The sequence below is a fragment of the Kitasatospora sp. NPDC090308 genome, from assembly GCF_044769485.1.
Taxonomy (GTDB): Bacteria; Actinomycetota; Actinomycetes; order Streptomycetales; family Streptomycetaceae; genus Kitasatospora; species Kitasatospora fiedleri.
This window is the reverse complement of sequence record NZ_JBIVXY010000041.1, coordinates 1-2,031: the sequence shown is the minus strand read 5'-3', so window position 1 is coordinate 2,031 and position 2,031 is coordinate 1. Positions and strand designations below refer to the sequence as shown.

At 64.4% G+C, this 2,031-nt stretch carries 1 protein-coding gene and 1 pseudogene; both read left to right on the top strand.

Annotated elements, in window-relative coordinates:
- On the top strand, positions 1–348 hold a 348-nt coding region (locus ACIQVD_RS34190; protein WP_402292724.1), incomplete at its 5' end, for a hypothetical protein.
- A gap of 230 nt (positions 349–578) precedes the next feature.
- Positions 579–1,801: pseudogene (locus ACIQVD_RS34185) on the top strand (IS110 family transposase).
- The last annotated feature ends 230 nt before the right edge of the window (positions 1,802–2,031 follow it).

The following is a 2,031-nucleotide window of genomic DNA, read 5'->3' as shown; positions in this document are numbered from 1 at the left end:
GCTTCCGTCAGGGTGCAAGCGCTCGGCCGGACCTCGCTGACCCTTGCGTTCGAGGTGTCCGGCCACCCGCTGCCGGTCTCCACGGGAACGCCCGACGCCGGAACCCCCGACACCGGAACCCCCGACACCGGAACCCCCGACGCCGGAACGCCCGACACCGGAACCCCCGATGCCGGAACCCGCGACGCCGGAACCCCCGACGGCGGCAGCCCGCCAGCCGCCGTCGTGGCCGCTTACGGGACGGTCACCACGGCGCACGTCCCGGCGGGGTCCGCGACCGCACAGCCCTGGCCACCCCACATGGCCCAAGCCCTCACCCCCGACGCTCTCTCACCAAACACCCCATAAAGCCCGACGCTCGTTACCTTTTTCGTAGCCTGTTTCCTGGTGCAGGATATGGGTGTGCTGGCCTGCCGGCTCCGGCATGATTTTGACGCTCTGTCGCTTGATGATCTTGAGAGTGTTGTCACCGGGGTTGGTAGGTGCCGGGAGACCGCTGATAGGGGCAGGACAGTTCGGGAACGTCGTGCGTAACGTGGGTGCCGGGTCCTGACACCGCTACCGGGCCAGCGCAGGAGCTGACTACGACTGGAGGTCTTAGATGATCGCGAACCACGACGCTGTCGAAGTGTTTATTGGTCTTGATGTTGGCAAGGGCGTCCATCATGCCGTTGCCGTGGACCGGTCCGGAAAGAAATTGCTGGACCGGGCGTTGCCCAATGATGAAGCCAAAATCCGGGAAATCATCACCGAACTTGAGGACGCAGGACGGGTGTTACTGGTCGTTGACCAGCCAGCGACCATCGGCGCGCTTCCTGTGGCGGTTGCCCAGGATGCCGGTGTTCTTGTCGGGTATCTGCCCGGGCTGGCGATGCGCCGGATCGCTGACCTGCATCCTGGAGAAGCGAAAACGGACGCCCGTGACGCGTTCATCATCGCCGAGGCCGCCAGGACCATGCCCCATGCCTTGCGCTCGGTTCAGTTGGTCGATGAGCAGCTCGCTGAGTTGAGCATGCTGTGTGGGTTTGATGAGGACCTGGCCAAACAGGCCACGGCGACTTCGAACCGGATCCGCGGGCTGCTCACCCAGATCCACCCAGCTCTGGAAAGGGTGCTCGGACCCTATATGGACCACCCTGCCGTGCTGGACCTGCTGCGGACCTGGCCCACACCGGCGGCGCTTCGTCACGCTGGCCGCCGCCGGATCGGGAACCGGCTGACCAAACTCGCACCCCGGATGGGCGAACGCCTGGCCGATGAAATCATCGAGGCCCTTGGCCGGCAAACAGTCACTGTCGTGGGAACGAACGCCGCGACCATCGTGCTGCCCGAACTGGCCGGAATGCTTGCCAGGCTTCATGAAAGCCGGGCCATGGTCTTCACCCAGGTCGAAGCCCTCGTGGAGGCCCACCCTCTTCACCCGGTCCTGATGTCTTTGCCGGCCGTGGGCATCAGGACCGCCGCACGAATCCTCACCGAAGTCGCCGGGAAAGACTTCCCCACAGCAGGGCACCTGGCCTCCTACGCCGGGCTGGCCCCTGTCACCTGGCGATCCGGGTCCTCCATCCGCGGCGACCACTCCTCCAGAAAAGGCAACAAAGTCCTCAAACGAACCCTGTTTATCTCCGCGTTCGCAGCGCTCCACGACCCGCCATCACGGGCCTACTACGACCGCAAACGCGCCGAAGGCAAACGCCACAACCAAGCCCTCATCGCCCTCGCACGACGCCGCTGCGACACCCTCTACGCCATGCTCCGCGACGGCACCCTCTACCAAGCCCAAACACCCAAAACCGCTTGACGAAAAACATAGGGACACTCTCACCGAACAGCCCCTTCGGACGGACGCTCTCTCACCGAACAGCCCTTTCGGACGGACGCTCTCTCACCGAACAGCCCTTTCGGACGGACGCTCTCTCACCGAACAGCCCTTTCGGACGGACGCTCTCTCACCCGTGAAGGGTCAGACGGTATCCGCGAGGTAATCGATGGCCAGTTTGTACCCCAACACGCCGGCGCCAACAATGATCG